Origin of the sequence: Bacillus mycoides (assembly GCF_001757995.1) — a bacterium.
Taxonomy (GTDB): Bacteria; Bacillota; Bacilli; order Bacillales; family Bacillaceae_G; genus Bacillus_A; species Bacillus_A mycoides_B.
In genome coordinates this window covers 115204-141485 of sequence record NZ_LXLV01000019.1, presented here as the reverse complement: position 1 = coordinate 141485, position 26282 = coordinate 115204, and the positions used below count along the sequence as shown (strand labels likewise).

The window sequence follows — 26282 nt, the reverse complement described above, 5'->3', positions numbered from 1 at the left end:
TTTCTCTCATAGTAATTATTATTTATTTAAAATTATTATAAACTAATTATTATTCAAAACTAAATCATTGTCAACTATTTCCTTCATTTTTTTGGAAACAATTTCAGCTAAGCAATCAATAAATACAGATTGTGAATTAGGCATATTCGGTCTAAAATATGCGGCATTTAATTCATCAGTTACAACTTTACATTCATAATCGTTGTCATATAAAACTTCTAAATGCTCTGCCACAAAGCCAACTGGACAATATACGAAAGACTCATAACCATGTTCTTCATATAAATCCCTCGTTAAATCTTGCACATCTGGCCCAATCCATGGATCTGGTGTATTTCCAGCGCTTTGCCAACCCGTTGTATAATGCTTTATACCGGCTTCTGTCGCAATTAAATCCGCTGTCTGCTGTAATTGCTCTACGTAAGGGTCTCCATCAGCAATAATTTTCTCCGGTAAACTATGTGCAGAGAAAATAACAATTGCCTTCTCTTTATCTACAATGTTAGCAAACGTTTCTTCAATTTGATTTGCCCAATAAGAAATAAACTTCGGTTCATCGTACCATTGCTCAATCGGTTCAATAACAGGCCCACCTATTTCTTTTGATAGGCGAATTGCACGGTCATTATACGCTTGAATGCTAAATGTAGAATAGTGCGGTGCTAATACGATACTAATCGCCTGCTCAATTCCATCTTTCTTCATCTCTTCTACTGCATCTTCAATAAACGGAGTAATATGTTTTAAACCTAAGTAACAAACAAATTCATACTCTGTATACATTTTATTCAATGAATCTGTTAATTTATGTGCCTGCTCTTTCGTTATTTTTGCAAGTGGTGAAATTCCGCCAATCGCTTTATAGCGCCCGATTAAATCTTGAAGCGCTTCTTCAGACGGCTTACGCCCATGACGGATATGTGTATAATACGCCTCTACATCCTCTAATAACTCTGGCGTTCCATACGCCATTACAAGCAAACCTATTTTCTTCTTCGTCATCTATATAACACCTCAATTTTGTAAATGAGAATCTTTTTCAAGAACATTTGTTTCCAATTATAACAAGTAATAATAAGTATGTCAAAATAATAATTCTAAATAAATATTATTTATAAGGTGATTTTTAATTTTATATGACAATTCATTTAATAAAAAAGCAGCTCACAACAATTTGCAAGCCGCCCTTTTCCCTATTCTTTAATATTTACCCCATACTCTTTAAACCAAACATGAATTTGTGCTAAGTGAGCTAAAAGTTGAGGCCCTGTCATTAATTGACCAAACCACGGCGTTTGGAATGCACTTCCACCAGACTCAATCAACCCGCTCAATTGATCCTTATCGAACAATTCATGCAAAATTGAGCCTTTATCCGTTAATAAATCTTGTAGCCATACTGTTACTGCTTTCGTATAGTACGGATTATGCGTTTTCGGATACGGACTTTTCTTTCTATACAATATATCATTTGGAAGTAAACCTTCTAACGCTTTACGCAATAGACCTTTTTCGCGGTTTTTATACATTTTCATTTCCCAAGGAATATTCCACGCATATTCGACAAGTCGGTGGTCCGCAAATGGAACGCGCACTTCTAAGCTTGCCCCCATACTCATACGGTCTTTTCTGTCTAATAATGTTGTCATAAACCATACCATGTTTAAATAAAATAATTGTCGTCTCTTCGCTTCTAATGGGCTTTCTCCCTCTAAAATAGGAACTTCTTGAATAGATTCTTCATAGCGTTGTTGCACATATTGTTGTAAATTTAATTTATTTCTCCATTCTTTTTTCAGAAGTTGTTCACGCGCTTCTGTAGAACGCATCCACGGAAATGCACTTGATTGTAAATCATCTTCTCTATAAAACCACGGATAACCACCGAATATTTCATCTGCACATTCTCCAGATAAACCGACGACAAAATCTTGTTTTATTTCACGGCAAAACCATAATAATGAAGAATCAATATCTGCCATACCAGGCAAATCGCGAACGAGTACTGCTTCTGTTAAATACTGCGCTAGTTGTTCATTAGAAATGACGCAGCGATGATGAATTGTTTGAAATGTCTCTGTCATTAAATTAATAAATGGTGCATCTGAATTCGGCTGAAACGCATTCGCTTTAAAGTATTTTTCGTTATCTTCATAGTCAACAGAATACGTGTGCAATTGACCTTTCCCTGATCTTTCATACTCTTTCGCAGCAATTGCTGTGATAGCACTTGAATCTACACCGCCTGATAAAAAAGTGCATAGTGGTACGTCAGAAACTAATTGTCTCGTAATGGCATCTTGTAATAAAAAACGAGTTTTCTCCACTGTTTCTTCAAATGAATCTTCATGTTTTTTACTTTCCACATTCCAATATCTCCATATGCATAAACCATCTTTTGAGAACGTCATCGCATGACCCGGGCGCAGTTCTTGAATACCAGCATATATACCGTGACCAGGCGTTCTAGATGGTCCGAGGCCGAATATTTCTGACAGACCTTCTAACGTTACTTCCGCCTTCACATCTGGATGCGCTAGTATCGCTTTTAACTCTGAACCAAATAATAATCGTCCGCTATCATATTTATAAAATAGTGGCTTCACACCTAATCGATCTCTGGCAATAAAGACTCGTTCATTTTTCTCATCCCATACTGCAAACGCATATATACCGTTTAAATGATCGACACATTCTTCTTTCCATTCAATATAAGAGGCCAATAGTACTTCTGTATCGGAATGCCCTTTAAATGTATAACCTCTTCTTAATAACTCTTTCCGGATATCTTCTGTATTGTAGAGCTCTCCGTTATAACAAATCGCATAACTAGTTTCATCTTTCAAACAAGTCATGGGTTGTTTACCACCTTCAGGATCTACAACGATTAACCGTTTATGCCCAAATGCGACGTTCCCTTTAATCCAAACTTTATTATCATCTGGACCGCGTTTCGCTAGCGTTTCCGCCATCTTCGTCACGATGTCCCTTTCCCCTTCTAATGAGCGCTTATAATCCACCCATCCTGTAATCCCGCACATAAGAATCATCCTTCCTAATCTAATATCTGTTTCTGAACGTGCAGTAATCCCCACCCTATGAGTGCGGATACATAAAAACAACAAACTTGACGATAACTAACTATCCATATATGGAATAGCAGTTTCACTGTGTGAAGCGTGTTTTATTGTATGCCCATCTATCTTTAGGTGTGTCTAGTTATAAAGAACGTATGAACTGTCCATAACAAGAATAACTACTTCTATAAAAGGAGAAATGAACTATGGTACAACGCAAACATATTTTGTATAACCAACCGCGTGCTCATTCAATCGGTAATGTGGAATATATAAACAACGAATGGATATTCTTTGATGATGAAAATGATGAGGCTTTTCTATTAGAAGATATTGCCGAAGATGGTTTTGAAATTTTATATAACAACAATTGGCTACCAGCTCGTTTTTATGAACAAGACATATTGCAAATTGCAAATGAACAACATTCTCTCCAAAACGGGGAAATGATACGAATTCGAAAAAAATTACTTCTTAGCTATAATGAATGGCTTGAGGAGTTACCTGACCCTGTCTTTACATTATTAACCGAATCATTACAATCGCTTAATTACTCTTTATACGATTGCATGTATTGTCATAATTATTTATCATTCTTATCGAAAGATGAAGCATGCGAAGGAGTAAATATTCTTTTGTTTGATAACGAAGAAATGATTTGTACATTGCAGCATCATTTCGTACGCCACTCTTCCTCTAATAAAAACATTTTACGATTTACGAAAGTAAACGGAGAAGAGTTGCATATCGATGCGACATAAAAATAAAAACCACCTTATCTCCCAAATATTTGAGATCATAAGGTGGTTTTATTTTTTATTAGAATACTTGCCAACCAATCGGTAATTTCAGTCCAAGGTAAAATACCGCTACTAGTGCAACAATAAATAGTCCCCAAAATGCCCCTGTTGCTTTGTTCTTGCTCATTTTCACAAGAACCATTTCCATTCCAGCGATTACTAATATACCAGCTAGCATTTTTAGACCGTACCACATGTGATAGCTCTTATCGACTATAGTTTGATCTAGGTATAACCAAACGCCTGTCACAATAATGATAATGTACATAAGGCGAAGCCCCATATGTACACCTTTACCTTTTCTTCCTGCTGAATAAAGTGAATACGCAACGAAGAATAAAATTAATCCTAACGCCCATGCTGTAATATGCATATGTACCATCGTATCCCTGCCTCCTCTTTTCACACTTTTTCACTCTATATGATAACATGTTCATTTATTTTCAGGAAATGTTTCGCTTTTTTACATTTAAATGCTATAATATTTAGAGTATTTACAAACTTCTTGTAATAACAAAAGGGGGAACAATCATGATTCAAACTAAGGATATTATCGAACTTACAGACACATACGGGGCAAATAACTACCATCCACTTCCAATCGTTATTTCTAAAGCAGAAGGCGTTTGGGTAGAAGATCCTGAAGGAAACCGCTATATGGACTTATTAAGTGCATATTCTGCAGTAAACCAAGGTCATCGTCATCCAAAAATCATTAACGCTTTAATTGACCAAGCTAATCGAGTTACGTTAACTTCTCGTGCTTTCCATAGTGATCAATTAGGTCCTTGGTACGAAAAAGTTGCGAAACTAACAAATAAAAATATGGTACTTCCTATGAATACAGGCGCAGAGGCTGTTGAAACTGCAATTAAAACAGCTCGTCGCTGGGCTTATGATGTGAAAAAGGTAGAGGCAAACCGTGCAGAAATCATCGTTTGTGAAGATAACTTCCACGGACGTACAATGGGTGCTGTTTCTATGTCATCAAACGAAGAGTACAAGCGCGGCTTCGGTCCAATGCTTCCTGGCATTATTGTAATTCCTTACGGTGATTTAGAAGCGTTAAAAGCTGCGATTACACCAAATACAGCTGCATTCATTTTAGAGCCAATCCAAGGTGAAGCAGGAATTAATATTCCACCAGCTGGTTTCTTACAAGAAGCTTTTGAAGTATGTAAAAAAGAAAACGTTTTATTCGTAGCAGATGAAATCCAAACAGGCTTAGGCCGTACTGGTAAAGTATTTGCTTGCGACTGGGACAATGTAACTCCTGACATGTACATACTTGGTAAAGCACTTGGCGGCGGCGTATTCCCAATCTCTTGTGTTGCAGCAAACAGCGATATTTTAGGCGTATTCGAGCCAGGTTCTCACGGTTCTACATTCGGTGGTAACCCACTTGCATGTGCTGTTTCTATCGCAGCTCTTGAAGTATTAGAAGAAGAAAAATTAACAGAGCGTTCTCTTCAATTAGGAGAAAAACTAGTTGGGCAATTAAAAGAAATTGATAACCCAATGATTACTGACATTCGCGGTAAAGGTTTATTCATCGGTATCGAATTAAACGAGGCAGCTCGTCCTTACTGTGAACAACTAAAAGCAGCTGGGCTATTATGTAAAGAAACACACGAAAACGTAATTCGTATTGCACCACCTCTAGTAATCTCTGAAGAAGATTTAGAGTGGGCATTCCAAAAAATTAAAGCTGTACTATCTTAATCATAGTGAGGTTGTCCTAAATATAGGACAACCTCTTTCTTTTTTTAGTATTTTACCGTAAAATAAAATTGAATATTCTGTTTTCGTTAAAAAGGGGGTAACTGTATGCTTTTGAAATACGGTAAACACATTAACTATTTAGCTACAATTTTTATTTCTATGTCATTCATCGGCTTCATATTATCTACAACTTTACTCAGTCATTTTTCAACTCCTAATACATTCACACTACTTAAAACATCATTTTGGACTGCTGTTTTCCTTACAATTATCGGTTTTGGCCGCGAGAGAAGCGCACTTGCAGTTATGCTAATTGGAATTTGCACTTTAGCATTAATCGGATTGTATATTTTCGCCATTATAGATTACTCCGTTAATCCACGCCCGTAGGAAAGAGCTATCTTATGAAAAGATAGCTCTTTTTTCATTTCACAATATTTCTAAGCGTACCAATTCCCTCTACTGTAACAACAACTTCATCACCAGCATGCAAAAACTTCGGTGGTGTAAAACCTTTACCAACACCAGCCGGTGTCCCTGTTGCAATGATATCTCCTGGTTCTAATGTCATGCCTTTACTTATAGTTGAAATAATTTCTTCTACTGAAAAAATCATTTCTCTCGTATTTGAAGTTTGCCTTACTTCTCCATTTACCACTGTTTCAATGTGTAATTCATTCGGCGTTCTAACCATCGATTTATGAATTAAATACGGTCCCATTGGACAAAATGTATCGAAACTTTTCCCTAGGAAAAATTGTTTATGTTTTCTTTGAATATCCCGAGCAGTTACATCATTTATAACTGTATATCCAAAAACATGGTCAAGAGCTTTTTCTATTTTTATTTGTTTCCCTCGCTTACCGATAACGATTGCTAGTTCACCTTCGTAATCAAGTTCATTCGTTGCGTGAGGGTGACCATTAATTTGCTCATCAATTCCAATCACTGTTGTTGGCGCCTTTGTAAAAATCATTATATTTTCAGGGATAGACTCTACTCCGCCCATTTCTACCGCATGCTCACGATAGTTCTTTCCAACACAAAGAATATTTTTTCTCGGCCTTGGAATCGGTGCTAATATTTTCACCTCTGCTAACGGATAATACGCCGATCCCGCATTTTCCTTCGCCCAATTTACAATATCGCACACTTTCTCAAGACATTCGCTTCCTCTTTCAATACACTCTAACATGGTAATTGGGATAGTAACCTTTTCTCCTTTTTGTCTTTGCGCTTCTCTTAAATGTAATACTTTTTCTTCCTCTTCATCAACAATACCAACAAATACCTTCTCTTCTTTCTTCGCCGTTACAAAACGCAACATTCCCACTCTCCATCCTAAAACTCATACCCTATAATTGTATTCGCATCCTTAAGAAAAAAACCTTCTCACGCACGCTAATTTTTACAATATTCCTCCCTTCTTACATTCGTTCCTCACCCTTCATTTGACATAAAATGTAGAAATTATACTTTTTTTGGCGAAGGTGTTTCTTTTTTATGGAATTTTTGTATAATATGTACTACATATATACATAAAATTTATTGAGAGATGGAGCCGATTTCAATGTTTGAGCAAGCTATCGAAAAAAAACGCGAAAAAATGATCTATTTTGCTGAACGCTACGGAATGACTTCTCAAAAAACAGTGGATTGTAGCCAAGAACTGGACAGGCTCTTAAATGTTGTTTGGCCTATACATACAGATTGCACACACACTCAAATGTTCGAAACACATACGCAATAACGTATGTGTTTCTTTTATTTCAAAAAAGGACACATTTTATTGAAAACGCCCATACAATAGTAGAAAAGAAAATTTTAAAAATGAAAGGTGTTTTGTATGCCAGCTATGGTCGGACATATTCGTATCGTTAATATTGGATCAAGTGGTATTTTTCATATTGGAGATGTATTTGCGATTAGGCCTATTAGTTATTCACGCGCTTTTGCCGGAGCCGGTTCATTTAACGTTGGGGATAACGTCTCTGTCTACAATTATCAAAGCTCAACGACTGTCAATGATTCAGATGTAATTGATCAAGCAATAATCGGTTCGAGCTAAAGGAGGCGATTGCATTGAATTTTTATGTGAACCAAAGTATCATCATTAACAGCATTAGAATCGATAGCATTACGACCTCTTCCGTTTTTCAAATTGGAACTGCAGGTAGTATTAAGGCTCTTTCTAAATTCTCAAATTCTGGCGGATTTACAGAACCTCTTCGCCCTTTACATGCGAAAGGACAAATTATTTCTATTAAACCTTCAACTAGTTCTTCTTAGACCATCCTTATCATAAATATATAGCATTAATATACCCTCCCTATTGAAAAGGAGGTTTCACAAAATGAATCAAGATATATACACTTACCTACACCAACTTCAGCAAGCTCTCCAAATACAGCAGCAAACTATTCTAAATCTTGAAGAGCAAGTTCGCCTACTACAAGAAGAGCTTAATGAGTTAAAAAGTCGTCCCTCCTCTTCTATAGGAAAAGTGGAATATAAATTTGATCAATTAAAAGTAGAGAATTTAAACGGCACTTTAAATATTGGCTTGAATCCATTTTCAACAAAAGAGCAACAAATTGAAGATTTTCAAGTAGATACAGAAACACTAAAAGTAAATCCTGAAACAGAAATAAATCCAGACTTTTATCAAGGTATCCTTCAAGAAATGCATCGCTATTTAGATGAAGAAGCATATAGTCGAATTCTCCATTTTGAACAAGAAGAGAGAACGCCGCTTGATGAGATGTATCGACAAATGATGGTGGATGACATAAAAAAACAGATGGAACATAGACTTCCGTATTATTTGTCACAAGTTCAATCGTATGAGGGTATTTCCACAGATCCCGATTATTTACGAGACGTCATTATTCAAGCGATGAAACAAGATATTGACAAAGCCTTCCTTTCCTTTATTCAACACATACCGGGCAATTTCCGAAAGGAGTAAGTATGTATGAATTTAAATGTTGTGAACCGTGAGTTAAAAGTAGGACAGATTAAAATGAACGGGGTTTCTTCTTCCGCATTATTTTTAATTGGAGATGCTAACCTTCTCATCCTTTCTTCAATTCTTGATACGCCATTCGAATCCGTTACAGAGGGGCCATTTGTACCATTAGTAACAGATGTTCCTCCGACTCCAGGTTGAGGAGAGGAAAAATTATGCTCCGTCATACTTCAATTGTACAAAATGTTTCTATCATTTCTATGGGTGTTGCAGCCGTCTTCCAGGTCGGGGATGCTAATCAAATAGAATTAAAAAATAGAGCGCTTATCGTTCATCGAGAAATCCCTTGTTATATAAAAGGTGAAGGTCGTTTTGATGCGTTTGAAATCTTTACAGATGAACACATTACAATTCCAAAGCGAACAACAGATGTAAGAATGAATATTGTAAATGAGTGCCCTTTTATTGAAGTAAATGATGTTCACTTGCGAACACTTCTAAATTCCGCGTGCTTCCAAATCGGCAATGTTGACTATGTTTTTAATAATTCTCGCACGCTACAAATTCGCCAATTTATTACTGATGAACCTTCCTCTAAATAATTCATATAGTAATTAAAAAGCTTAGCAAAGTAGGTGGATGGTATGCCTTCGGTTGTAGGAAATCTCGTCGTTCAAAACAGTAATGGCTCTTTCAACTTAGGAGATTTTTACAACGTGTCTCCAAAAGAAAATACGAAAGCTTATAACGGGTCTGGAGCTTCCAATGTTGGATTTGTCGTCAATACTTTTAGCGGAGTGAGTGCAACGAATACATTCGATTCGGACGTTGCAGACCAAGATCAAATTGGAACAGCGTAAAAAAGAAACAGCCTTATCTCTATATTGTGTAGAGCTAGGGCTGTTTCTTCTATTAAAGATAATTTTAATTCAAGCTTATATTCTTCTAATATAGCATTCTTCCTTCTTTATATGCATTTTGATATGTCTCATCATTTATCTGTGTAACATCAGTATGGAACAGTTCCTCCCTAACAGCATCGAATAACTCCTTACATATGTTAGGAAATTCACTTTCCCATCTTTCTCTTTCATCCAACTCCATCAGTGATCCAACAATAACAAGATAAATATTCGGAAATTGCCTCTCAATCTTAGGAGCGTACTTTAGAAATCCCTTTAAATACATATCAAAATGATGACAATCATACTCCTGAGTGCCTGTATAAAATGGAAACCCACTTTCATCTTCCCACTCTAGGAGAATTCCCCAAAATGCTAACAATGAACCTGATCGATATCTCAATTTACTATCATTAAAGTGTTTATAATAAGGGTATAACAATCTATCGCACCAATCTAAATCGATTATACCACCCATATCTTTTATTTCATTACGTAATAAATCTAATTTCTCTTTAATGGGATCCATGCACATTCCCCTTCAATTGTTTATTTCCACACAGATATATACCTCTTATGATATTTACTCTCTTTATAAAATGAAAATAAATTTATTATATTTTAAAAGCTCAAACAAGCACAACCCCGTTCTAAATTTAGGACGGGGTTAAATTTATAGCAATAAAGTCATTTGAAAATCTAAGTTTTATTCAAAAAATAGCGTCCTTTTCTAGAATAAAGGAATAGATGTATTTATACAAAAGTTGAATATTTTACAGAATTTCAGAATCCTAATTTTTAGCACCTTACATATTTACGTTTGAATCCCAGTCTTCCCCTATCAAGTTCTTTATGAATACTTTCGTAAGCATTTAGAAAACTACTTTTCTTCTTGTCCCGTTTTAGTTCTACTATACCTACTTCCTTCGCGGTTTCAACTACCTTTTCATGTAGCGGCACATATGAAATTCCCACGGTGTTTAAAAAATTATTCATAGCAGATTTCGTTCGTTCTGGCGCATCGTGAATCGTATTTTTCACAATTTCAAGCATATTGGAAATCTTGCTTTCGGAAAATTCATTGTCTTTTCGATTTCCTAAAAGCCAACAGTAGCAACTCCAGCCCGCTGACATTCTCAGCTCGTCACCGCTTGCAATCCATTTATCAGCAACGTCTTGTGCAAAATCTGATTCAGATAAAGTTACTGCCACCACATAATCGGACAGCATATAAAAGTACGCTCCGTCCATCCAACGATCAAAATCCGATTCATTCATAGTTTTTGGGTCTGCGATAATGCCTGCAAAGTACATCGCATCGTAGTTACCTGTGGCATAAAGCTCGTCAGCTAAACTTTGATTTATTTTTATTTTCTTTGCGATTGGTTTCATAGCACCTGTAGCTACACCAAAAAGTGGCTCCTTTGCACCATTGGATATGTAATATTTTTTTAGTTCGTTCCTTACCGAGGGCTTCAAGCTCTTGCATAACTGTTTCGAAATCCATAGTGTTGCACTTCCTTCCTTAATATTATAATCAATTCACTTATATTCTTTATCAAGTTCTCTACACTTCATAAATCCATCTTTTAAATCGTTTCGTCCATCGATTTAAGATTTTCAAAATGAGAGTTCGTTATACGCTCTATCCAGCTAATTCATACCGATTATATAAACGAATCATTAGTGAAGATGCTACTCCCCACTAATGATTCGTTTTTCTTTATTTAAATGATAATCCCTTTTCCTCTAAAGCCGCTCTCAATTTAGGTAAAGATGCCGGTCCCATACCGTGCAATTTCAAAATTTCTTTTTCACTATACTTTGAAAGTTCTTCTACAGTCGTTATTCCGTGGTGCTCTAACGCTCGCCTTGCTGGTGCTGAAAGAAGAGAAAGAAAGCCTTCTTTTGGCTTTCTCTCTTTCTCACAGGTTGGGCAAGTTGGACAATCGCTACTTTTATAATACTCGTGTCCTTGATCACAAGTTCTTAACGTCGCCATTCTTTATAGCCCCTTTCTGTTCTCTATTCCTCAACCTTTACAACATGATTCCCATCAAAGAAGTATAAACACTTCTCTTTCACAGGATGTTTTAAGCTTTTCTCGAGTGCTTTTGCATATAGTGAAAGCTGTACTTTGTATCGGTCTTCTAAAATTGGTCTCGCTTGTTCAAATCCGCCTGGGAACTTTCCTTCAATCGTATCTGTTTTAAAGTCGATTAAAGTAATTCCGTCTTCCTCTTCGATCATGCAGTCGATAACCCCTTGGACAAGTATTGTTTCTTCACTCTTACCTTGCCAATCTTGATATGCCTCTTCTGCTGAAAGTATCATCGTAAATGGTACTTCACGTTCAACACTTTTTGCTGCTAATACCCTTTTACCTAAGTCACTTTCAAAGAATGAGATCACTTTTTCGATTGCTATTTCTTCAGCCTGTTCGAATGTTAATAATTCCTTATTTACCATTCTTGCAATTTGTTCTTGAAGAACTTCAATTGTAATTGGTTTCTTCAAATCTACATGTTGCATAACTGCATGGACTGCTGTCCCTCGCTCTGCGTACGTTAGTCCTTTTTTCTCCATAAAGCGCGGACGTGTTTTAATTGGTGCACGAAGTTTTTTAATAAAGGCGTTATCGCTACCTTCTTCAGATTGATAATTTCTCTTTATTTCTGTAACAGATTGTTTCGCACGGTGAGATGTCGCGTCCTCATACCCGTATTCCCACATTAATCTATCGTACACTTCTTCTTTCCGTTCACTTTCTAACGGAACAGCTTTTTTATCGCGAAGCGCTTCTAATAACTCTTGTTTCTCTTCTTGAACTGGTTCTGGTGCAAGTAGATCTTTTCCTTCAACAACTTCTACTTTCCAGCTCGCACTATATTCATAAATTTCACCTGGAATATTTCCTTGTCCTAATTCCAGAAGCATTTCACTATCACGGTGTCTATATAATGAAGGTGCAATCCAGTCTAAATAGCATGACGCTCCAGCGCGTATATAATCTGGCAATAACCATTCCCCATGTTCCCGTGCATCAAGCCATTTTTCCATTTCTTTATTTGCATCCTTAACTGTTCCAATTAAAATTAACTTCTCTTTCGCACGCGTTAAAGCTACGTATAATACGCGCATTTCTTCCGCAATTAATTCCATTTTCATTTTACGTTTAATCGCTAGTTGCGATAATGTCGTATATTTAATTCGTTTACGAGGATCGATAAATTGTGAACCGAAACCGAAATCTTTATGAAGTAAGAAACGTTTCATCAAATCTTGTGTATTAAAACGACGACCGAGTCCAGCTACAAACACGACTGGGAACTCTAGCCCTTTACTTTTATGAATCGTCATAATACGCACAACATCTTCTTGTTCACCGAGAGCTCTCGCCGTTCCCATATCATCACCGCGTTCTAAAATACGTTCAATAAAACGTAAAAAGCGGAATAGTCCTCTAAACGATGTTGCTTCATATTGTCTTGCGCGGTCATATAGTACGCGTAAGTTTGCCTGTCTTTGTTTTCCAGCTGGTAAGCCGCCGACAAAGTCGTAATAGCCTGTCTCACCGTACACTTTCCAAATTAAATCGGAAAGTGATTGTTGGCGTGCAAATTCACGCCACCCTTGAAGTAAGTTATAAAACCACTCTAGTTTTTCATGCAGTTCTTGTTCTTCTTCAAGTGGTGCTCCTTTTAAGAATGAACTCATCACTTCATAAAACGAGCCTTTTTTTCCGTGAGCACGAAGCGTCGCAAGTTCTTCGTCATTTAGTCCAACAATCGGCGAACGAAGTACAGCTGCAAGCGGAATATCTTGCATCGGATTATCAATAACGCGGAATACGTTCATCATAATATTTACTTCTGTCGCTTCAAAGTAACCAGTCGCAAGGTCAGCATATACCGGAATTCCTTGTAGTTTTAACTCTTCCATAATTTGCGGCGCCCACGGCATTGAGCGAAGTAAAATAACGAAATCACGGTATTGTACTGGGCGCATACTATCAGTTTTTCGGTCATACACTTCATAACCTGAATCGACCATTGCTTTAATACGCTGCGCCATAAGACGAGCTTCAAGCTGTGCTTTTTCTACTTCTGCACCTTCTTCTCCGTCTTGCACTTCTTCTTCAGTTTGCTGAATACATAATAGCTCTGCCGCTACATCTTCACCTTCTGGATAGGTAGCACCTAGCTTTAATTCAGCGTCAGCGTCGTAATCGATTTCCCCAACTTCTTCGCCCATAATTTGTTTGAAGATGAAGTTCGTACCTGCTAGTACTTCATGACGACTACGGAAGTTTTTCGCTAAGTCAATCTTCATTCCGCCGTCTAATCCTTCTTGTGTGAAGCGTTTATACTTCCCTAAAAATAGTCCTGGTTCTGCTAGTCGGAAACGATAAATTGACTGTTTCACGTCACCTACCATGAACAAGTTACCTTCACTCTCAGAATCTTTCGTTACGAATTTAATAATTGATTCCTGTACGAAATTCGTATCTTGATATTCATCGACTAGTACTTCAGCAAATTTATTACGATATTGAAGTGCTACCGCTGACGGCTTCATTTCACCGTCTTCACTTTGCTCACTTAAAATTTGCAAACAGAAATGCTCTAAATCTGTGAAATCAACCATTCCTTTATCTCGTTTAATCGCTTGGAAACGCTCTGTAAATACTTTTACAAGCTTCACGAGTTTTTCTAATACAGGATGCATATCTTGAAAATCTCGTAAGAAACTTTCGGGTCTGCGGCTAAATAACTCTTCTTGTAATTTCTTTACTTCATCTTTCGCTTTATTACGAAGAGAATCTACTTGTTTTACAACATCTTCGTTATAATCACTTTTCTTAATACGCTTTAATGTTTGCCACGATACATTTTGCATCGCTTCATAAACGCTTATCCACGACCCACGAGCTGCTGATGATAACGTTCCAAGTAAAGCTAAATCTGCTTGTAAAGTTTCAACGCGGGGTGCTGGACCATCAGGAAGCATTGCGAGTCCAGTCGCTTTACGGATATGCTCTTCCGCTGTTTCAAGCTGAAACTTCACATCTTCTAATAAGTAAGAAGCGTACACTAAATCTTCAATCGTCTTTCCTTCAACGTCGTATGCTTCTACTAATTTATCAAGCCACTTCTCCGGGTTTGGATGCGCTCTTGATTCTGTATGAAGCGCTAAAATCATTCGTTGTAAGTCATCGTCACTACGGTCACTCGTATAACGATCAACTAATTCAAAGAAAATACTATTATCTTCGATTCCATACTCTTCTTCTAATATGTCATCTAGCACTTCTTCTTTTAATAACTCATTTTCTGTTTGGTTCGCAATACGAAAACGAGGATCGACATCAAGCATGTAATAATATCCTCTAATAACTTGTAAACAAAATGAATGAATTGTAGAGATGGAAGCTTTATTTAATAAGCTAAGCTGTTTTCTTATATGCTGTGAACCTGGCCCATCAATTAATACTTTTTCTAATGCTTCCCCAATTCGATTTTTCATTTCTTGCGCCGCTGCATTCGTAAATGTTACAACGAGCAGGCGGTCGACATCGACTGGATTTTCCTCACTTATAATCTTTTTAATAATACGTTCAACTAATACTGCTGTTTTCCCTGATCCAGCTGCTGCTGCGACTAAAATATCACGTCCGTTCGCTACAACCGCTTTCCACTGGTCATCTGTCCATTGACTACCTTCTGGTTTCTGAGGCCAATTTTCTATCATTCTCCGCCAACCTCCCCTCTAATTTTCTCCATTGCTTCGCTATCTTTCATATCTTTTAACATACGGAATTGGTTATCTTCAAGTGATTCATCAAATTGACAAACAGATTTGAAGTTACAGAACGTACATGCCGCTTTATTCCCCTTTTTGTAAGGAGCAATATCGATAACACCTTCTGTAATATCTTTTCCGATATTTTCAAACGAGTGGTGTACATATTTTTGAAGTACGTTAAACTCTTGTTCACTTGCAATGCTAGAACGCGCACTAAAACTACCATCTTTTTTCAAACCAGCAGAAATAATATCAGAGCTTCCTGTTGAAAGTTTATTATCCATTAAACGAACAACGTCAGCATCTCCTAGTACGAGCCCTTTCATTTTAAATTTCTTTAAAATTTCTTTTTCAATTTCTTCTTCAGATGCATCGCCTTTCATCTCAACAATCGGGTTATGAATATGGAAATACAATACACCCGCCGGTGATGCAGTACTGCCCTTTTTCATCCACGTATGTGCATTTGCAGTAACAACATCTAAATACGTTAACATTTGAAGTGCGAGTCCGTAATACACTTCTGTTAAATCTAACGCTTTCGAACTTGATTTATAGTCAATAATACGAAGGAACGTACCACTCTCATCTTCCGCCTTATCAACACGGTCAATACGGCCAACTACTTCCATCTTCACACCATTTGGCAACGCAAATTCCATTGGCGGAAGCGATCCAGTCCCGCCCATACCGAACGGTACTTCTAAATCAACTGGTACAAAGCCACTCGACTTCGCATGTTCACGAAGAATAAGTGATGTACGGAAAATGATTTGTTGTAGTTTTTGTTTTAAATAGAAATGACGGTTCGAACTTAATAAAATTTGTCTTTGTAATAACGGTGCAATTTCTTCTATTACTAAAGTAGAAAGATGTTCACACTCTTTTATTGATAAATCCGCCCAAGTACGATTTTCACGTAATAGCTTGTCTGCAATTCTCTTCAGCGCTGCATGGAATAGCTCACCGATATCTGGCGCATCAAGTTTGAAAATATCACGCTCTCTTAGCGATAAACCGTGCTGAGCAAAATGAGCGTACGCACAGCGATTAAATAGTTCCATACGAGAAACGCTTCCCTTAATTGTATCTCCATATAAATCCCTACTTACATCTGTACTTAGTTTCTGTGCACGATTTCGGTAGAATAAACTTGATAACACACGGCTACTTTTTTGCTTCCATTCATCTGAAGTAACGTAGAAGTTATATACGTCCCACCAAAAGTCTAAATTGCCTTCAAATCCGTATCGCTTCCACGTCTGCAGTTGCTGCATTACGTAAGACAAAGTTACTTCTGGCGTTGCTACGTATGAGATTTGTTCCGAACGTGATAAGTCATTTACGTCATTCGTAATAAATGATTCTTTCACATCAGGGAACATTCTTTTTATTTTCTTAATAAAACTAGAAGCAAGTAACGTCTTTCCTTCTTCATCCGCAAGCGGACAGGAAATGTATAACTTCTCAGATGCTCTCGTCACCATTTGATACATAACGAACTGTTCTTCTAATAAAGTCTGTCTCGTCGTTGGTGCTAATTCGATACCTGCAGCGGTGAGAACATTTCTTTCCTCATCAGAAAGCATCCCTTCATCCATGGGCGCTGCTGGAATCACTCCTTCATTTACTCCAATAATGAACGTCGCTTTAATATCTGATAATCTAGAATGATCAATATTAGCAACTAACACTTGATCTAGTGACGGCGGAATGTTCGCAAATTGAAGTGCTTCAAGACCTGTCGTCATTACATCAGTAAACATAGACAGGGACATTTTTTCTTCGCCAAGCATCTCAACGAACGTATCAAGAAGGCTCATCACTTCTTCCCATACTTGCTCATGGTCTGTCGCAAATAAGAAATCTCCACTTTCTTCTGCACGAATACGTAATGCTTCTAACTTCTTCGGAACGTCAAGTTCTTCTAAAAATAAGTAAACCGCTTCGCACATTTGCATAACTGTTCCAGCACGCTTCAGTCTTTTTTGCATGCGAATAACTGGTGTTCTTACAACGTCGCGAAGTCGATTGATTTTCTCTTCCATTTCACGTTCACTGTCTGTTATCATTTCGCTCGCATCATCAAGAGAACGATAACGACGATACATCCACGGATCTTCAGAAGTCCATCTCTTCCCTTGTACACCGTACGCTAAACAGTAGTTTTCGAACTCATCCATCTCTTCGCGCATCGCTTCTTTTCTTACGTCTAGTGGATATAAAAGTTCTGTTTTCACACAGCGGAACACTGCATCATAACGCCAATTCCCGCTAATAATCTCTAAAGCCGAACGAATACATTCTACTAGCGGATGATGTGACATCGGGCGTTTTTCATCGATGAAATGCAGGATATTATAATCCGTAAATAACGTTCGCATTACATCATAATAACTTTCTCCGTTACGAAGAAGTACTGCGATATCTCGGTAACGATAGTCTTCAGCCGCCACAAGTCTTCGAATTTCACGAGCAACACCTTCTACTTCAGCTCGTAAATTAGCTGCTGTACTGATTGTCACACTCGCTTCACCGTGAAATTTTTCATTTGGACGTGCTTCGTAATGATTTTCTAAATGCGCTAATGCTTGCGAATGAAAACGCGGCTGTTCCATAAGCGGAACCGTTTTTTCAATTTCTATTTTCTCTTCACGCGCTACTTGTTTTATTCTTTCATACGTTAACGTCGTTTCGTAAAATAAATCCAATTCATTCACTGGCTGCGCTAACGTTTTTTCATCTATCGTTAATGTTATTGTTACTCTAGTTCCTAATTTCATTAACCCTCTAACAATTTCTAGCTCTTGAGGAGAAAATGAATGGAATCCATCTATATAAATTTCCGCGCCTTTTACATACTCAGAGTCTGAAAGCTTCTCAATTAATAATTGTAAGTAGTCTTCTGAATCTAAATATTTTCCGATTAAAGCACGTTCAAAATCATCATATAATAACTGTAAATCATACACTTTATTGGCTAGTAGCTTTTGCTCTGCACTACTGCTATGCGCGTCTAATTGTTGCCACATTTCATATACGTTAGACGGCGTCACATTATAACGTTTAAACTCCGCAATCATACTACCAAGGTGTTCAAAGAAGCCATTTTGCTCCGCTGCTTTTTGAAACACAGATAGTCCATCTTTACGAGATTCTACAATTTTACGAAGTAACATATGTACACCGGCTTCATCAATATGAAGACGGCTCGCTCCGCCAACCTCTTGCAGCACCTTCCACGCTAATCGCGAAAAACTAAAAACCTGTGCCCGAATAGAACCTCTTACATCCTCGCTACCAATTAACGCCTGCTGCGTTTGGAATGTCATCTGTTCTGGCACAAGATATAATATTGTTTTCCCTCTTGGACGCTGCTTTAACTCTTCTTGCACTTCGCGTAAACAAAGTGTACTTTTTCCACTTCCAGCTCTACCAATCACAAATCGAAGTGACATGTAACCCCACCTTTCACTTACATAACGAACGTTAGTTTGCTACCATAATTGTATTATAGGACACGAAAAAAGACAAACCGATTTGTTTGTCTTTTCCTATACTTCTCCCTATTATATCAACCTTTTGAAAAATTCGTTTGCACCTCTTGAATTGGCCAATATCGTAAATCAACTTTTCCTACAACTGTATCAGCTTTTACAAATCCAAAGTGCCTACTATCCCAACTCCCGAGGCGGTTATCACCTACTACAAAAATAAACCCGGGTGGCACAATCTTTTCTTTCGTTAACTCTTCTAATTTAAAATCGCCTGTTAGTTGCCTTCCATTTATCTCTTTCTTATACTTCTCTAAATAAGGCTCATCAATAAATTGACCATTTATATATAGCTTATCATGCTTATATTCGATATGATCCCCAGGTAAACCGATAATTCGCTTTACATAGTCCTCTTTTTTATTTGCATGAAATACAACGACATCAAACCTGTTCAAGTCCCCCACTTGATAACTCACCTTATTCACAACGAGCATATTGCCATCTTGCAATGTCGGCATCATTGACTTCCCCTCTACAACGTACGTTGAAAAGAAAAACGTTCGAAAAAATACAGCTAATAGTACACCAATTAAAATTGTTCTTATCCACTCTAGCCCTTCTTTTTTCAAAGTTTTCTTCATTCGCTTCTCCCCTCGCCCTTTAATAATGAAGCTTTGCTTTACAAAGAAGACTATTCCTAATGTAGTTCTAACTTTACTTCAATTTTTTTACCGACATACCATAAAATAAAAATAACAACACCAACAACAACCGATTTCACCGGTTTATGAATAAACGACATTAAATCATGACCGATATAAGTTAAAATAAAGATCATCACAAGCTTTCCGAATGCTAATGCTAGTCCAAACTGTTTTACGCTAATGCGAGATAAACCAGCTACAACGTTTATAAGCGCAGACGGTGTGAACGGAAAACAAAATATAACAAAGATTGGCGCGAATCCTTTTCTTTCAATCCATCCCATCGCTTTCCGCACTCTCTCATGCTTATTTACAAAAGAAAAGAAACGACTTCGTCCAAAGCTGCGAATAATGAAAAATACAAGCATTGCACCAATAACTGACCCAAGCCATGAATAAAGAAAACCGAACCAAAAACCAAATGCAACAGCATTCGCCAACACAAACACAATGAGTGGCAATGCCGGAATAAGCGCCTCTATCATCGGTAAACCAATACCGAGAAGCGGTCCGAATGCACGATAACTTTCAACAATATGATCCATATTTTCTGGTGAAAAATACTCTTTGATCGTTTGAAAATCCATTCTACACTTTACCCCTTTATATAATTACTACCTCTACTGTATCATTGCTTATACGAAAGAGGAAATGGTAGATACACCATATGGAGATGTACCTATTAAGTTTCCATATCTTTCGTTAGAATTCCTCCATTATTAAACTATGATAATCTTTCAATATTCGACAGAACATGAGAATAATTTAGACACCACGCACAGGTTATAACTTAACGGTTACATATTATGAAAAAGAAGGAACTACAGAAGTATCAATCCGTATTTCCATACAGGTAGAAATGAGTAGTGACAAATAATTGTTATACCTTCAAACAATCCTCTTTTTCTAATGACTAGTTCTTACAAGAAGCTTTTTTAGTAAGCGTATACTATCAATCACGATAAGTATTAATAAATATAAGAAAGATAGTATTAATACTGTACTAGGAATAGGTAACATTCGAAATTTGTATAAAAACTTATCAATCGTATATATATCTTGCTCATTCGTTATCGTACCAGGAGTGAATACAAGGTAATCTTTCCAATTATCTATCCAAGTTAAACTAACTGCGGAAAATTGCATTATTCCTAACCACAAGTAAAGAAAAATCGGTATAAGAACCATGTATTGCAAACTATGTAATATCTTTCTTTTCTTCTTACATTCAATAATTTGAAAGACAATAAGTGTCAGTACGTACGCGATCGATAGAAGAAATACTATGGTGACAACTGGTTGAATTGAAAAAGCAAATAGCAATTTATCAATTTCACTAATTTGACTATATTCTGTTGCATTTTGAGGCGTAAAAATAAAATGTTGTTTATCAGCACCTATCATTAACTGACTACCCACGAAACCAGTAAACATAAAGGTAAGAAATAGTATAGGCAAAACAAGAATATATTGCGCCCAAAATAACATAGTCCTTTTCAACATATCATCTCCTTTTTATACAATAAGGTAAGAAATATCCTGTATGCCGCAAATGTAAAATGATGTACATTAACATCGCGATAAGTATATGTAGTAAAATTACTCTTATATTGTAATTTTACACTCACTTAAGCTATTAAAGAACAAAAAACCCGCAAATTTTTGTTTTATTTATGAATCTTACAGCGTAACGGTATATATAATGAAATCAAAAAAAGGATGAGTCTCCCCATCCTTTTCCTCTCACACATCTTCTTCCTTAACAAAATACACTTTCTCATAAGCCGGCCTTAATGTTGATTCATCTCTTTTATCAATCTCTTTAAAGCAAGGATTCCCTTGTTTTTTCTTACGGTCTTCATATTCTGTCCGCAATTTCGCTGTACGATTTTGCTGATTTTCAAAGCTACTTTTTGACATTTCTAGTTTCACAGCGAAACCATTTATAAATCTAATAATAAGATTTCCATCTTTTAATTCTTTATTACCTTCAATATGAAAATGAGACAACCACGCACACTCTTTTCGAGAATAAGAATACGTAGGGAAAAAATAAAGTTGATCTGTCGGGCTAATTGCGATAGGAGCTTTATGTGTAATACGAGTTAACTCCTTCGTTCCTTCTTTTCTTCCAAAGAAACTAGAACCGTGTTTCCGGCAACTTCTCTCTATAATATCAAGGGCTTTTGAAATACGAAAAAAGAATCTTCCATTTCAACAATTCGCGTAACAACTTTCTTTTCTCCTAGAACAACAGGAAGTAAGGCCATTGTATTTTTGCTTACAACATAGTTTTCGACATAACGTTCTACTTTACTTTCCATAGTCTATCTCCTTCTTCATTTTCTATTTATAGTAGCAGCTGCATAAATAATTGTAGCACCTGAAAAAAGGAAATGGTTTACATTCTACGATTCTTTACAAATGTTTATAAATTATTAAACACATTATAAATCAATTAATACACATATAAATATAATGAAGAATTAACTTATATAAAAAGAGGATTCTACATGCGAAAAATTTTATCATTTGTAGGACAGTGTAATAAAGTCGTTAGCTATACAACCGGTGCTACAGCATTTAATAAGGAGCAAGAATTAACAATCGGATTAAAATCGCTGAAAGAGTTTGTTATGAAGGTAAAAGCTGGACTGAAAATGAAGAAGGATAAATTTGTTTATTTCAACTAGCACCATGAGCTTATCATTTATACTTACCAACTTTCATCCGTAAATACAAATTCTCCAGTATTGGTAATGGTATGGATATGATCACGATCGACACGATTACCAAAAATATCATATATATATTTGTAATTCTGTAGACTATCAAGTAATTTTTCAGTTTGATGAACAGGAGAGCTGCTATCTTCAGTTGATACAAAATGAAGATGTTCATGTAAAAATCTTGGGTGTAATGATAAATATAAAGTTGGTTTGTTCAATGTTAAAAATTCCTGCAATTGAGGAATGAGCGAATACTCCCCGCCCTCAATATCCATTTTAATAAAGTTTATATCTTGTATGTTATTCTGAGTTATTAAATCGTATATTGTAAGAGCTTGCACTTTGCAAGAGTGATTTGAAATAGTTGGAACCAGACTAGAAGTAGAGTCTCCAAATGAATGTCTCATGTATAAGTTAATATCACCAGACTCTTCAGCTATAGCTACATTAAGAGGAGTAATTTTTGAAAAGATAGAATGATTTAATGAAAGATTTGTTAGAAGTTCTTTAAAAGCAACAGGATCTGGTTCGATTCCATAAACATGTTTGGCTCTATGCGCTCCATATAATACAGTTGGGCCGATCCAAGCTCCTATATCAAGATAGGAGTGTGCGGGGCTTAAAAACCTATCAAAAATCTTAAATGTTTCTTCTTCCCATTTCCCGTGGTTCATTTCATTCCAAATCCATGTTGTGTGCGGATTAGAAATTACATTGAAGTGCACATCTTTCTTTGTAACTTGAATGGGCTTTACAAACATCATATCACTCCTTTAATCACTCTCATCTATATAAACCGACTTGTATTTTCCACATCATTATTTTATAAATATTTAATAAATCGCTATGCCTTGCATTCAAATAAATTTACGTATGATAAATTTCTAAAGAGGGCTTATATAGACCGACTTCACGTATACCAACTTGCTGGCTTTGGTACATAATCATAATGATATAATGTAGCGGGAATTCTGACTTGATTCACAATATCTTGTGATACCCGAGCACCTCATTCATCATCTTCCCCATAACTTATATTTAAAAATTTGTGCTGTACGGCAATTCGTTTTGCATAGCACATTACATGATTCGGTTTTCTGTAATAACAATTTTCATCTTCTGTATGTTCTAATTATTTTCCGAATTTAGTATTTTTAGAGAAAAGGTTATTGTAATTTACTAAAACATCAAACACGATACAATCAGCTGTAGAATTTGAAGCAATAGTAGCACATAGTGTATCAACATAATTTGGATCCACCCGATCATCATCATCATCTACAAAAGCAACGTATTCACCTTTCGCTTATTCGATAAGAATATTCCGCTTTTCTCCAGTAGATCTCTTTTTATTTTCGAGCATTACAAGTATTTCTACAGGTTTATTGTAAGCTTGTTCATATAGTGTATCAATCATTCGCTTTAAATGCGTCATGCGTTCTGGAACAGAAGGAATTAGAATCGAAAGCGCAATATTCGTCAACTCCTCACCCCTTTTTTAAAATTATACACGCTTACTCAGTTAAATATTATGATACGAAATGATGCAGTATGCATTTTCAACCTATCTTTACCGCATGTGCGCTTTTCTTTTTTGTTCACAATTTTTATGAATGGCTCGTATATCTCAACAACAAAAAAAAGGATGGCATAAGCCATCCTTTTTTCTATAATAAACTATAAAATTATAGTTTGATTACGTTTTTAGCTTGAGGTCCACGGTTACCTTCTTCGATTTCGAAGCTAACTTTTTGGCCTTCTTCTAAAGATTTGAAACCTTCAGTTTCGATTGCAGAGAAATGTACGAATACATCGTTTTCGCCTGGAACTTCGATGAAACCGAAGCCTTTTTCGTTGTTAAACCATTTTACTTGTCCTGTAACTGTCATAATTATTTCCTCCTACGAAAATACATTTTATTTAGTCTTCATGTATAAAAAAAGAATCCACACATTATCAAATTCGAAACATAAACTAGTTCTCACATACTTTTCCCCGTTCGTTTTCGGCACTTGATAATATATGGATTGCTTAATTTAATTATTCAACTGGTATTATCATAGCATACTTAAAATAGAATGTACAATCCTTTTTGAAAATAAAATTTCTAAATTTTATTATTTCTTATAAAATATAATCACACCTATTTTAATACGGAGGAGTATATGACAGGAATAATCCCTAAAAAAACATTAAATAAAATTGAAAAAGATATTAAAAATAACAACCTTGGAAAAGCAAGAGATAGATTACACGGATTAATCGCTACTTATCCGAATGAATTAGCACTTAGAAAAAAACTCGGTGATATTTACTTTACATTACAATACCCAGAAATGGCTGGACGGTATTGGTATCTTGAAAAAGAAAAAACAGATGTTATGCACGCGGCATGTCTACAATTTGAAAAATCGATGGGAAACGACTCTTATCATATTGTACGTGCTTTAAAATTCAAAGGAGATCATGACATTATTACAGGACTATACACCGAATATCCTTTACAGCCATTGCAGAAAAAAGTGGTAGAAGAACTAATTGACGATTATGAAGAAACATGGAAAGACAAACTATTTACATGGGGCTGTCTAGCATTATTCGCATTCCTTCTTTTTACTGCTATTATTGGTATATTCACTATATTGGGTTGGATATTTTAAATAGAAGTGAACGTCCCACAATACGACGACAAATAAAATTACATCAACTTTCCGACAAAGTTTAACAATGTCAGCGACGTAATAATAAATAAGAAAGGTGTCTCAAAAATATTTTTTGGGACACCTACTTCTATCTTTATTTCGTAAACTGTTCTTCTTCTGTCGATCCTTTTAGAGCAGTCGTTGATGAAGTACCGCCTGTAATGACTTGTGCTACTTCATCAAAATATCCTGTTCCTACTTCGCGTTGATGGCGCGTTGCAGAGTAACCATCTTTTTCTGCTGCGAACTCTGCTTGTTGTAATTCAGAGTACGCTGCCATGCCGCGCTCTTTATAACCACGCGCTAATTCAAACATGCCGTAATTTAATGAATGGAATCCAGCAAGCGTTACAAACTGGAATTTATAACCGTACGATGCAATTTCTTTTTGGAAGCTTGCAATCGTTTTTTCATCTAATTTTTGTTTCCAGTTAAATGAAGGGGAACAGTTGTAAGCAAGTAGCTTCCCTGGGTATTTCTTATGAATTGCGTCCGCAAAGCGTTTTGCATCTTCTAAATTTGGCTCCGACGTTTCACACCAAACGAGATCGGCATACGGTGCATACGCTAAACCACGTGCAATTGCTTGATCAAGACCTGCTTTCGTACGATAAAACCCTTCTGGCGTTCTTTCACCTGTAATAAACTCTTGATCAACTGGATCGATATCACTCGTAATTAAATCTGCAGCATCTGCATCTGTTCTTGCGACGATAATTGTTGGTACGCCCATTACATCCGCAGCAAGACGTGCCGAAATTAAATTACGCACCGCTGTTTGCGTCGGTAATAATACTTTTCCGCCTAAATGCCCGCATTTTTTCTCTGAAGATAATTGGTCTTCAAAATGCACGCCAGATGCACCCGCTTCAATCATTCCTTTCATTAGTTCAAATACGTTTAATTGTCCACCAAATCCAGCTTCAGCATCCGCCACAATTGGGACGAAATAATCTGTATCACCGCTACCTTCCATATGCTGAATTTGATCAGCACGTTGAAGTGTTTGGTTAATTCGTTTTACAACAGCCGGTACACTGTTCGCTGGGTATAAGCTTTGATCAGGATACATATGTCCGGAAAGGTTCGCATCTGCCGCTACTTGCCAACCGCTTAAATAAATTGCTTTTAATCCAGCCTTCACTTGTTGCATCGCTTGGTTTCCTGTTAATGCCCCAAGTGCATTAATATAATCTTCTGTATGAAGTGATTTCCAAAGCTTCTCTGCACCGCAGCGCGCTAACGTATGTTCAATATCAATCGATCCGCGCAGACGAATTACATCTTCAGCTGTATATGGACGTGTTATCCCTTTCCAGCGCGTATCTAACTCCCAGCTTTCCTGCAATTTATCAATTCTTTCGTTTTTCATATGT

General features: G+C 36.5%; 26 protein-coding genes and 3 pseudogenes. 12 read left to right on the top strand and 17 right to left on the bottom strand.

Going from position 1 to position 26282, the window contains the following annotated elements; all coding sequences use genetic code 11:
• Positions 1-42: 42 nt before the first annotated feature.
• Positions 43-1002, bottom strand: a complete 960-nt coding sequence (hemH, locus tag BWGOE10_RS05620) for a ferrochelatase (RefSeq protein ID WP_070141254.1) — start codon at positions 1000-1002, stop codon at positions 43-45.
• 191 nt (positions 1003-1193) lie between these two features.
• Positions 1194-3041 (bottom strand): asparagine synthase (glutamine-hydrolyzing), encoded by a 1848-nt coding sequence (gene asnB, locus BWGOE10_RS05615; protein ID WP_070141253.1) that lies wholly within the window; start codon positions 3039-3041, stop codon positions 1194-1196.
• A gap of 242 nt (positions 3042-3283) precedes the next feature.
• Between asnB and BWGOE10_RS05610 the strand changes: the two genes are divergently transcribed.
• The gene (locus tag BWGOE10_RS05610) at positions 3284-3838 is read left to right on the top strand and encodes a DUF2777 domain-containing protein (RefSeq protein ID WP_070141252.1); all 555 of its coding nucleotides are present in this window, start codon (positions 3284-3286) and stop codon (positions 3836-3838) included.
• A gap of 58 nt (positions 3839-3896) precedes the next feature.
• Here BWGOE10_RS05610 and BWGOE10_RS05605 read toward each other — a convergent pair whose 3' ends face one another.
• On the bottom strand, positions 3897-4259 hold the full coding sequence (locus tag BWGOE10_RS05605) for a YisL family protein (protein ID WP_061656766.1): 363 nt from the start codon (positions 4257-4259) through the stop codon (positions 3897-3899).
• A gap of 149 nt (positions 4260-4408) precedes the next feature.
• Here BWGOE10_RS05605 and rocD point away from each other — a divergent pair, with 149 nt between their 5' ends.
• Both rocD and BWGOE10_RS05595 read left to right on the top strand, forming a co-directional pair.
• Positions 4409-5599, top strand: a complete 1191-nt coding sequence (rocD, locus tag BWGOE10_RS05600; protein WP_002149886.1) for an ornithine aminotransferase — start codon at positions 4409-4411, stop codon at positions 5597-5599.
• Positions 5600-5704: 105 nt separating this feature from the next.
• Entirely contained in the window at positions 5705-5989 is a 285-nt protein-coding gene (locus tag BWGOE10_RS05595) for a hypothetical protein (RefSeq protein WP_070141251.1), read from the top strand.
• Between the two features lie 34 nt (positions 5990-6023).
• Here BWGOE10_RS05595 and BWGOE10_RS05590 read toward each other — a convergent pair whose 3' ends face one another.
• Positions 6024-6926, bottom strand: coding sequence for a fumarylacetoacetate hydrolase family protein (locus BWGOE10_RS05590; protein WP_070141250.1), 903 nt, complete (start codon positions 6924-6926; stop codon positions 6024-6026).
• Between the two features lie 243 nt (positions 6927-7169).
• Here BWGOE10_RS05590 and BWGOE10_RS05585 point away from each other — a divergent pair, with 243 nt between their 5' ends.
• The 7 genes from BWGOE10_RS05585 to gerPF all read left to right on the top strand — a co-directional run bounded on the left by BWGOE10_RS05585 (position 7170) and on the right by gerPF (position 9427).
• Complete coding sequence (locus BWGOE10_RS05585; protein WP_002087032.1) at positions 7170-7349, top strand: aspartyl-phosphate phosphatase Spo0E family protein; 180 nt, start codon at positions 7170-7172, stop codon at positions 7347-7349.
• A gap of 96 nt (positions 7350-7445) precedes the next feature.
• Positions 7446-7667, top strand: a complete 222-nt coding sequence (gene gerPA / locus BWGOE10_RS05580) for a spore germination protein GerPA (protein ID WP_002158912.1) — start codon at positions 7446-7448, stop codon at positions 7665-7667.
• Positions 7668-7681: 14 nt separating this feature from the next.
• A complete protein-coding gene (gene gerPB / locus BWGOE10_RS05575; protein ID WP_002158913.1) occupies positions 7682-7888 on the top strand; it encodes a spore germination protein GerPB in 207 nt (68 codons plus the stop codon).
• A 64-nt stretch (positions 7889-7952) separates the two neighbouring features.
• A complete protein-coding gene (locus BWGOE10_RS05570; protein WP_002158914.1) occupies positions 7953-8567 on the top strand; it encodes a spore germination protein GerPC in 615 nt (204 codons plus the stop codon).
• A gap of 6 nt (positions 8568-8573) precedes the next feature.
• Complete coding sequence (gene gerPD, locus BWGOE10_RS05565; protein WP_001052805.1) at positions 8574-8768, top strand: spore germination protein GerPD; 195 nt, start codon at positions 8574-8576, stop codon at positions 8766-8768.
• 14 nt (positions 8769-8782) lie between these two features.
• Complete coding sequence (locus BWGOE10_RS05560) at positions 8783-9169, top strand: spore germination protein GerPE (RefSeq protein ID WP_070141249.1); 387 nt, start codon at positions 8783-8785, stop codon at positions 9167-9169.
• Between the two features lie 42 nt (positions 9170-9211).
• Positions 9212-9427 carry a spore germination protein GerPF gene (gerPF, locus tag BWGOE10_RS05555; RefSeq protein WP_001141570.1) on the top strand — a complete coding sequence of 72 codons (216 nt, stop codon included), beginning with the start codon at positions 9212-9214 and terminating at the stop codon, positions 9425-9427.
• 85 nt (positions 9428-9512) lie between these two features.
• Here gerPF and BWGOE10_RS05550 read toward each other — a convergent pair whose 3' ends face one another.
• The 9 genes and pseudogenes from BWGOE10_RS05550 to BWGOE10_RS05510 form a co-directional block, all read right to left on the bottom strand.
• Positions 9513-9998, bottom strand: coding sequence for a hypothetical protein (locus BWGOE10_RS05550; RefSeq protein ID WP_002116956.1), 486 nt, complete (start codon positions 9996-9998; stop codon positions 9513-9515).
• Between the two features lie 269 nt (positions 9999-10267).
• Positions 10268-10976: pseudogene (locus BWGOE10_RS05545) on the bottom strand (DNA alkylation repair protein).
• A 216-nt stretch (positions 10977-11192) separates the two neighbouring features.
• Positions 11193-11471 carry an RNA polymerase alpha subunit C-terminal domain-containing protein gene (locus BWGOE10_RS05540; RefSeq protein ID WP_070141248.1) on the bottom strand — a complete coding sequence of 93 codons (279 nt, stop codon included), beginning with the start codon at positions 11469-11471 and terminating at the stop codon, positions 11193-11195.
• A 23-nt stretch (positions 11472-11494) separates the two neighbouring features.
• Positions 11495-15220, bottom strand: a complete 3726-nt coding sequence (addA, locus tag BWGOE10_RS05535) for a helicase-exonuclease AddAB subunit AddA (RefSeq protein ID WP_070141247.1) — start codon at positions 15218-15220, stop codon at positions 11495-11497.
• Positions 15217-18732 (bottom strand): helicase-exonuclease AddAB subunit AddB, encoded by a 3516-nt coding sequence (gene addB / locus BWGOE10_RS05530; protein ID WP_070141246.1) that lies wholly within the window; start codon positions 18730-18732, stop codon positions 15217-15219. Before addB ends, addA begins: the two co-directional genes overlap by 4 nt.
• Before the next feature lie 116 nt (positions 18733-18848).
• Entirely contained in the window at positions 18849-19412 is a 564-nt protein-coding gene (gene lepB / locus BWGOE10_RS05525; RefSeq protein WP_070141245.1) for a signal peptidase I, read from the bottom strand.
• Positions 19413-19468: 56 nt separating this feature from the next.
• On the bottom strand, positions 19469-20062 hold the full coding sequence (locus BWGOE10_RS05520) for a TVP38/TMEM64 family protein (RefSeq protein ID WP_070141244.1): 594 nt from the start codon (positions 20060-20062) through the stop codon (positions 19469-19471).
• Positions 20063-20381: 319 nt separating this feature from the next.
• Entirely contained in the window at positions 20382-20978 is a 597-nt protein-coding gene (locus tag BWGOE10_RS05515; RefSeq protein ID WP_070141243.1) for a DUF4306 domain-containing protein, read from the bottom strand.
• A gap of 240 nt (positions 20979-21218) precedes the next feature.
• Positions 21219-21799 (bottom strand): annotated as a pseudogene (locus tag BWGOE10_RS05510) (competence protein ComK).
• Between the two features lie 210 nt (positions 21800-22009).
• Here BWGOE10_RS05510 and BWGOE10_RS05505 point away from each other — a divergent pair.
• Positions 22010-22168, top strand: a pseudogene (locus BWGOE10_RS05505) (helix-turn-helix domain-containing protein); the annotation flags it as partial.
• Positions 22169-22191: 23 nt separating this feature from the next.
• Here BWGOE10_RS05505 and BWGOE10_RS05500 read toward each other — a convergent pair.
• The 3 genes from BWGOE10_RS05500 to cspA form a co-directional block, all read right to left on the bottom strand.
• Positions 22192-22965, bottom strand: a complete 774-nt coding sequence (locus BWGOE10_RS05500; RefSeq protein ID WP_070141241.1) for an FkbM family methyltransferase — start codon at positions 22963-22965, stop codon at positions 22192-22194.
• A 545-nt stretch (positions 22966-23510) separates the two neighbouring features.
• Positions 23511-23687: a hypothetical protein gene (locus BWGOE10_RS33260; RefSeq protein ID WP_236735954.1), complete on the bottom strand. Its 177-nt coding sequence runs from the start codon at positions 23685-23687 to the stop codon at positions 23511-23513.
• Between the two features lie 202 nt (positions 23688-23889).
• Positions 23890-24093, bottom strand: a complete 204-nt coding sequence (cspA, locus tag BWGOE10_RS05495) for an RNA chaperone/antiterminator CspA (protein ID WP_000218989.1) — start codon at positions 24091-24093, stop codon at positions 23890-23892.
• A 276-nt stretch (positions 24094-24369) separates the two neighbouring features.
• Here cspA and BWGOE10_RS05490 point away from each other — a divergent pair, with 276 nt between their 5' ends.
• On the top strand, positions 24370-24864 hold the full coding sequence (locus tag BWGOE10_RS05490; RefSeq protein WP_070141240.1) for a DUF6584 family protein: 495 nt from the start codon (positions 24370-24372) through the stop codon (positions 24862-24864).
• Between the two features lie 136 nt (positions 24865-25000).
• On the opposite strand, the gene aceA is transcribed toward BWGOE10_RS05490, so the two are convergent.
• A complete protein-coding gene (gene aceA / locus BWGOE10_RS05485; protein ID WP_002149914.1) occupies positions 25001-26278 on the bottom strand; it encodes an isocitrate lyase in 1278 nt (425 codons plus the stop codon).
• Between the last annotated feature and the right edge of the window lie 4 nt (positions 26279-26282).